General features: G+C 57.8%; 6 protein-coding genes and 1 pseudogene. All 7 read left to right on the forward strand.

The window, feature by feature from the left end:
* Window positions 1-354 (forward strand): peptidoglycan-binding domain-containing protein (locus tag K2Y56_RS25940; RefSeq protein ID WP_292514924.1); only part of this gene is annotated, 354 nt, incomplete at its 5' end.
* Between the two features lie 688 nt (window positions 355-1042).
* Window positions 1043-2083: an SIR2 family protein gene (locus tag K2Y56_RS25945; protein ID WP_292514926.1), complete on the forward strand. Its 1041-nt coding sequence runs from the start codon at window positions 1043-1045 to the stop codon at window positions 2081-2083.
* On the forward strand, window positions 2080-5136 hold the full coding sequence (locus K2Y56_RS25950; protein ID WP_292514928.1) for a helicase HerA-like domain-containing protein: 3057 nt from the start codon (window positions 2080-2082) through the stop codon (window positions 5134-5136). The genes K2Y56_RS25945 and K2Y56_RS25950 overlap by 4 nt, the downstream gene beginning before the upstream one ends.
* A gap of 255 nt (window positions 5137-5391) precedes the next feature.
* A pseudogene (locus K2Y56_RS26640) lies at window positions 5392-5562 on the forward strand (transposase); the annotation flags it as partial.
* Between the two features lie 215 nt (window positions 5563-5777).
* Window positions 5778-6125 carry an IS66 family insertion sequence element accessory protein TnpB gene (gene tnpB / locus K2Y56_RS25960; protein ID WP_292514932.1) on the forward strand — a complete coding sequence of 116 codons (348 nt, stop codon included), beginning with the start codon at window positions 5778-5780 and terminating at the stop codon, window positions 6123-6125.
* 95 nt (window positions 6126-6220) lie between these two features.
* Complete coding sequence (locus K2Y56_RS25965) at window positions 6221-7828, forward strand: IS66 family transposase (RefSeq protein WP_292514936.1); 1608 nt, start codon at window positions 6221-6223, stop codon at window positions 7826-7828.
* Window positions 7829-7831: 3 nt separating this feature from the next.
* Window positions 7832-8050 carry a hypothetical protein gene (locus tag K2Y56_RS25970; RefSeq protein WP_292514934.1) on the forward strand — a complete coding sequence of 73 codons (219 nt, stop codon included), beginning with the start codon at window positions 7832-7834 and terminating at the stop codon, window positions 8048-8050.
* Window positions 8051-8136: the final 86 nt, after the last annotated feature.

Below are 8136 nucleotides of genomic sequence, written 5' to 3' on the forward strand. Positions count from 1 at the left end.
GCTGTCGCAGCGCAGGCCGCGCCCGACCCGGGCGCTGCGGTCGCGCAGATGCCGACCGCCGCGGTGCGCGAGATGCAAGGCCGGCTGCGCGCCATGGGATTCAATCCCGGCCCGGTCGACGGCATCGTCGGCCCGCTCACCGAGAACGCCGCCCAGCAGTACCGGCGGGCGCGCGGGTTGGAAGCGACGGGCGCCATCGACGGCAGCCTGCTCGCGCAGCTGCGCCAGGAGACTCCGCCGCCGCAGCGCTATTCCGGCAACAGGTATGCAAGCAACACCGCGGCGGCCCCTCGGCGCCCGCGCAACGATTTCGAAGAATTCTTCGACAACCTCGGCAGGCTGTTTCGGCGCTGATTGGCGCGACGACGACAAGAATGAACGTCACCGCGCCCACGGGGTCTCGTACTAGCCTATTACGTGTCGGCACTTCGCCTTGAGCCGAGCGAACGGCCGCCGGGAGCGGTGGCCTTGCTGTCATTATGTTCGACTTGAGGGCGACGCCCGTCCTGTGTCTCGCGTCAATCTGCGTATCGGCTTCGAAAACCTTCAGAACCCGGTCGGCGACAACGACTTCCAGAATGTAGTGGTCACAGTCCACACCAACGCCACTTGGCTTTTCATCCTCTAGCTTGGCCAGGAGACGGAGCCGCAGTTGTTGCCGGCTGCCTGCCAACGATCGGGATGGCTTCGTGTTGATAGCCCAGCCGCGTCGGCGCTGGGGGATTGTCGATGACCAAGCCCGAAGTGTCGGGCGGGACCACTGGCCAAACAGCGCTCGACCGCCGACTGCAGGTTGTGAAGGCACATTTTGATGTGGCATTGTTGCCGTTGGGGCCAATACCGGGGATGGAACTTGGATTCCGTACACAATCCAGACCAGTTTATGTCGGACCTGCGGCAAATCCTTTCACAAGGAAGAAAACGTATCGGATTGCTGGTAGGCGCGGGTGCTCCGCTTGCCATTCGTGTCGATAAGAGCGGATGCATTAGTAGTTCCGGGAAGCCGCTAATACCAGGAGTCGATGACCTTACGAACGAGGTCGTGGCAGACCTCCAAGGCGCCGAACATGCCGCCGCCAGGAAAATCCGAGACGAGCTCGGGATAAATGCAAACATAGAAAAAATTCTGTCACTCGTACGACTGCGGGAAGCTGCACTTGGGTCTACCACCATCGATGGCCTCGATAGCAGCGGCTACGGTGGGCTTGGTAAGTCCATTTCCGAGAAGATCGGCAAGAAAGTTAGCGCCACTCTTCCCAAGGAACGCAACGCCTACGACGAACTCATTTCATGGGTCAGCAGCACAACCCGAACGCACGCGGTCGAAATCTTTACGACCAACTACGACCTTCTATTCGAAGAGGCTTTCGAGCAGGCGAGGGCACCCTACTTCGATGGGTTCTCAGGTGGAAATGCACCATTCTTTGATCCTGTCACCGTTGCTGGAGACGACCTCCCGGCTCGCTGGTCTAGACTCTGGAAGCTACATGGCTCGCTTGGATGGGCGCTTGAGAACGGCGCCGTCGTTCGCGGCCGGGGCAAAGATGCGACACAGCTCATTTATCCCGATCATTTGAAGTACGACCTCACTCAAAAGCAACCCTATGCCGCGCTATTCGAGCGACTGAAGCGTTTTCTATTAACGCCCGATGCGCTGTTGCTCACGACAGGATTCTCATTTCGAGATGCCCATGTTTGTGCCGTCCTGGATGAAGCACTTGCGATGAATGCGAACTCCGCTGTCTTTGCCTTCCAGTACCAATCGTTGGCTAAGGAAGAGCCTGTCCTCAAGATGGCAAGCAATCATCCAAATCTGAGCGTATATGCGGCGGATGGTGCAGTTATTAGCGGTATATCAGGGATATGGCGACCAGGAGAGCTCGCGAAAAACTGGGAGGAAATTCGAGCTAGCTTCTGGGGGCTTAGAGGTACTGATACTGCTCCAACATTTCTTCTAGGAGATTTCTCCCGCTTCACTCGCTTCTGTGCGTTAGCGCAGGCAACGGAATTGCAACGACCTAGACCTGCCGACCTAACCACGAATTCCGCACCACCTTTGCCCGTCTATGGCGGCTCCTCGTGAACGGATCGGATCCTACATTTCTTGGATCGGTGGTCGAAGTCTCCGGTGCGTCGGTCACGATTACACTGACCGAATCCCTAGCATCTGGCCTTGCGATCATCAGTGGCCATACCTATCGGGTAGGCCAAGTCGGGAGTTTTGTGCGAATCCCACAAGGCTACCAAGACCTATACGGCATCGTGTCGGCGATCGGAGCCACACCGACACCAGAGCATGACCTTGAGGCAGCAAACTCCGGGCGATGGATGCGAGTTGAACTTGTAGGCGAAGCAATCGGCACTCGTTTTGAGCGCGGAATTAGCCAGCATCCAAGCATTGATGACGCGGTGCATATTGTGACGGAAACAGACCTGCATCGCATCTACGGCTATGGAGGGGATGATCAGGTACCTGTTGGTACCCTATCAAGTGCCGAAAACATCGTGGTTCGGCTCTCATTGGACAATTTGGTTACTAGGCACTCTGCCATTCTTGGGTCTACGGGCGCAGGGAAATCAACCACTGTTGCAAGCCTCTTACGCTCGATCGTCCGGCCGACTAGCGGTGGGAATGGATCGCCAGCAGCTCGAATACTACTGCTCGATATTCATGGAGAATACACTTCCGCATTGTCCGACATTGCTCAAGTCTTCAGCGCTACACCTAGCCTCGGACAGCACCCGCTGTTTGTCCCATATTGGGCGCTCGAAGCGGGGGAACTCCTGGCCTTTGTTGCTGGCGATCTCAATGAAACTCAGGAAACGGCCTTTGCGGATAAGCTGCAAGATATGAAAGCGCAGCGAATCGCTCTTAGCCCTCTTGCAGGATTGGATCCCGAGTCCCTGACCATAGATAGTCCGGTCCCATTTAGCTTAAAGAAGCTTTGGTTCGATCTTATCGACTTTGAAACAGCAACATTTGTCGGAGCCCAACGAGATCAACCGGCGTTGGACAGTGCTGGCAATGCGGAGACGTTAACTCCGCCTCGCTATCGACCTCATGCGATGGGCGCATCCGGTCCATTTCTCAATCCAGCAGCAAGAGGAATTCGCCGGCACTTAAACCTTCTGCGTTCCCGACTTCTAGACCGACGCTACGACTTCATTTTGCACCCTGGCCCTTGGGAGCCAAATCTTTCCGGCGAAGTCGACAAAGATTTGGACAGCCTCCTCCAAGGGTGGTTGGGGCACGATCGGCAGATCACGATTCTCGATCTTTCAGGAATACCAAGCTCCGTTCTCGTTCGTTTGATCGGTTCAATACTCCGCATCATTTACGAGGCACTCTTTTGGAGTCGGGAAAAGACAGAAGGTGGAGTTCTGCGCCCCCTTCTTGTTGTAATGGAGGAAGCTCACCGATACTTGGCCACCGACAGCAACAATGTCGCAGCCGATATCGTGAAGCGAATCGCGAAGGAAGGGCGCAAGTATGGCGTAGGCGCGATGCTTGTATCTCAAAGACCCGCCGAGGTGGACGAAACCGTGTTGTCACAATGTGGGACAGTAGTTGCGCTTCGACTTAGCAATCCGGCCGACCGCGCAAGAGTTATCCCACACGCAAACGCAAAAAAGGAGTTCATCCAAGGTAAATTTTTCAATCAGGAACACAATATTCGGCTGCGTAAGATCGGCACGACCCCTTGGCAGCCACTTTCATATCCATCTCATGGCCTCTTCACGGTAGTATCAGACACTTTCTATTCGTGCAGAATCGTCCCCGATAGAGACCGGATGAACTGGCAAATCGATCAAGTTATTAGGAATCGCGCAGACACCATTTCCGAGGTCCTGGGGCCCGCTGTTGATGCAAGCGTGTATGTCTTCCGCGCGGAACGTCGGGTTCCCGCAAACGCGCAAATGCAGGAATCGTTAGAACTCAGCACAGACGGATCAAATCTTCCCTCGGTCTTGCACTATCTGTACACATCGAACCACGCACAGTTTCAGCGCTATCTAAAACTTGTGCAGCGCGTCTTACCGGAGGTCGAAGCAATCACGCTGCCTCCAGCAAAAGGCGAGGCAATTATCAAGATTTGGAGTAGCGGCTACGCTCAAGAACGAAGTGATCTGGCAATTCCGCTGGACCAGTGCGGTACCGGCATAGGTCAAGTGCTGGCCATTCTGTTTGTTTTAGTAACGGCTAAAAGTAGCCGAATCATCGTTATCGATGAACCAAATAGCTTTCTGCACCCAGGCGCATCGCGAGTGCTAATGCAAGTACTGCGAAGCTTCGAGATGCATCAGTTTATAATTACCACTCATAGTCCGGCGGTAATTGGTGCGACCGAGGCGGACACGATGATTGTCGTACGATGGGAAGAAGGTGCGAGTAAAACAACAACATATGCGGGCGATACTCTTAATGGCATTCGTGCCGCGTTTGATGAGCTAGGTGTGCACATCTCGGATGTGTTTGGCTATGACGCAATTATATGGGTTGAAGGAAAAACTGAAGAAAGGTGTTTTCCACTTTTGCTAAAGGCAGCAGGCAAGGAGTTGCCAGCTCGAACTGCTTTCGTCTCCGTCGTAAATACCGGAGATCTAGATCGCAAGAATGCAGAATTGGTCTGGAAAATCTATAGACGACTGTCTACTCAAAGTGCATTTGCGCCGCCAGCGATAGCGATCAGCCTAGATACGGAGTTGCGAAGCGCGGAGTTTCGGGCCGAACTCATAAAACAATCGAATTGCCTAGTTAAGTTCCTACCTCGCCGGACCTTTGAAAACTACTTACTGCATGCCGAAGCAATTGCCGCTGTACTTGGAGCGGAGGCCAAAACTCCGACGGTATCGACCGCGGATGTCCAGAAGTGGATATCGGACCACCGGAGTGACGCGAAGTATTATCGTGGTGTCTCGCAGACCGACGCTGATGATTGGAAAATTAATGTTGATGCACCGAAATTACTTCACGACCTAGTCAAGGAATTGACGAACGCCACCCACGACTATTCCAGTCGCAAAGCACATTTTTCGTTCGCCCTTACCTCCTGGCTAGTCGCGAATGACGCCGCATTTCTCGCCGAGGCTGTAGACTATGTAGTCGGCCTGTTGAGGGCGGAGGTCGCGGGGTAATTCGGGCTCACGAATATCCAACTCCGATGCTGAAGCTCCACAATGTCGCTGATGTTCCGCATCCTTTCTGAGTTTCCAGTAAAAGCTAGCGGTCATTTCCTCGCTCTTGGCTCTGCCAATCCTCGTGGTTGCGTTTGGACGACACTTGAACGGCAACATCGGATACAAGTCGTATCCATCCGAGGAAGGCCGCCTGGTGAGAGAGAAGAGTTGGTGAGAATGTAGGTGTCCATTTGAGGCAGATGGACACTTGCGATGGCAGAGGTATCGGGGTCGGAAGTCGGCAAGGTTCGGCGTCGCCGGAGGTCTGAGGAAGAGCGGCGCCGGATCGTTGCGGAGAGCTTCGAGCCTGGAGCGTCGGTGTCGGTGGTGGCAAGACGACACGACGTCAATGCGAACCTGCTGTTCACGTGGCGACGCCGGTACGGGACCGAGGTCCAGGGGGCTGGCGGGTCGGCGATGTTCGTGCCGGCGGTGATAGCGAACGATGGGATGGCGCAAGCCGCCGCGCCCGCGCCGGCCGTTGCGGTAACGATTGCGGGCCGGATGGAGATCGAGCTGCCCGGTGGCTGTCGGTTGATCGCCGGCCATGACGTGGACACGGCCGTGCTGGGGCGCGTGATCAGGGTGCTGCTGCATCGATGATCCCGTTACCGTCTGGCGTTCGAGTGTGGCTGGCGACGGGCTACACGGATATGCGCAAGGGCTTTCCGTCGCTGGCGCTGCAGGTGCAGGAGGTGCTGCGGGGCGATCCCCTGAGCGGTCACCTGTTCTGCTTCCGAGGGCGGCGAGGAGGTCTGTTGAAGGTGATCTGGCACGACGGGCAAGGCGCCTGCCTGTTCACGAAGCGGCTGGAGCGAGGGCGCTTTCTATGGCCGAGCGCAGCCGACGGTGTGGTGACGATCTCGCCTGCACAGCTAGGTTACCTTCTGTCCGGTATCGACTGGCGTCATCCCCAAGAGACATGGCGGCCGAGTTCGGTGGGATGAGGTTTTGTCTTTGAGGCGACGAGAGGATGTGATTCTGTTGTCGCGTGAGCGCGGCGTCCGAAGCACTTCCCTCCGACCTTGCGACGGCCCAGGCGATGCTGGTGGCGGAGCGCGCCGCCCGTCAGCGGGCTGAGGCAGCGGCCGCGCAAGCCCAAGCCGAGGCGGCCAACGCCGTGGCAGATCGTTCCAGTAATGAAGCGCTGATCGCTCATCTGAAGCTGGAGATCGAGAAGTTGCGGCGCCAGCTTTACGGCCAGCGCTCGGAGCGCAAGGAGCGGCTGCTCGATCAACTTGAGCTGCAGTTGGAGGAGGCGGAAGCGTCGGCGACCGAGGACGAGCTGGCGGCCGAGGAAGCGGCCAAGAAGACGCAGACGGTTCGGTCCTTCACGCGCCGGCGGATGGTCCGCCAGCCGTTCCCCGAGGATATCGAACGCGAGCGGGTCGTCATTGCCGCGCCGACGAGCTGCCCCTGTTGCGGATCAGCCAAGTTGTCGAAGCTGGGCGAGGATGTGACCAAGACCTTGGAGATCGTGCCGCGGCGGTGGAAGCTGATCGAGACGGTGCGCGAGAAGTTCTCGTGCCGTGCCTGCCAGACCATCACCCAGCCGCCGGCGCCCTTCCATGCCACGCCACGCGGCTTCATCGGGCCCAGGCTGCTGGCGACGATCCTGTTCGACAAGTTCGGACAGCATATCCCATTGAATCGGCAGAGCGAGCGCTTCAGGTGCGAGGGTATCGATCTCAGCCTCTCAACGCTTGCCGACCAGGTGGGCGTCGGGGTCTTCGCCGGCTTACCGCTGTATCACCTGATCGAGGCGCATGTTCTGGCGGCCGAGCGCTTGCATGGCGACGACACGACAGTGCCGATCCTGGCCAAAGGCAAGACGGTCACGGGCCACATCTGGGGCTACGTCCGAGACGATCGGCCGTTTGCAGGACCCGCCCCGCCGGCAGCCGTTTACTATGCCTCACGGGACCGACGCGGCGAGCATCCGGTGCGCCACTTGGCAAGCTTCACCGGTATCCTTCAGGCCGATGCCTATAGCGGCTTCAATGGCCTGTACGAGGTGGCGCGCAAGCCCGCTCCCATCACACCGGCTCTCTGTTGGGCGCACGCCAGGCGGCAGTTCTTCGAGCTGGCCGATATCGCCAAGAACGCCCGACGAGGACGATCGGCGACGGCGATCTCGCCGATCGCGCTGGCGGCTGTCCAACGCATCGACGCGCTGTTCGACATCGAGCGCACGATCAATGGGCTGAGCGCCGACGAGCGTCGGCGCATTCGCCAGGAGAAGAGTGCGCCACTCGTGGCCGAACTCGAGGCATGGCTGCATGATCAACGATCCAGACTGTCGCGCTCGGCGCCCGTGATCAAGCCGATCGACTATATGCTCAAACGCTGGAGCCAGTTCAGCCGGTTCATCGACGACGGTCGGATCTGTCTGACGAACAACGCGGCGGAACGTGCTCTGCGAGGCCTGGCCCTGGGCAGAAAGGCATGGCTGTTCGCGGGTTCCGATCGCGGCGCCGATCGCGCGGCCGTCATGTTCACGCTGATCATGACGGCAAAGCTCAACGATGTTGATCCGCAAGCTTGGCTGGCTGACGTCTTTACCCGCATCGCCTCGCTGCCGCAGAGCCGCTTGCACGAGTTGCTCCCCTGGGAATGGAAAAAGCGCGCTCTGCAGGCGGCTGCCGCCTGAGCCATGGCCGCCATCACTCGCGTGTTTACGATCCGGCGTGCCGCTGAGATTCTAGGCCGCGACGAAGACCTGCTGTGGGATATATCTGACCAACTCGATCCCGAAGACGGCAAGCTGTGGATCTACGACGTCGACGGCATCGAGACCATGGCCTTCACCGACTTCGGTCTGGAAAACCTGCGCGAGATCATTAGCGATCAGATCGATCGCACCCCACCATAACCGCTCAAGGCCAACCTGCCGGCGGTCTCCCTCGGATGCTTACTACAAGTCCGAGATGGCGAGAGATACTTTGACGCGATTCTAGT

Origin of the sequence: Methylobacterium sp. (genome assembly GCF_019745455.1) — a bacterium.
Classification (GTDB): domain Bacteria; phylum Pseudomonadota; class Alphaproteobacteria; order Rhizobiales; family Beijerinckiaceae; genus Methylobacterium.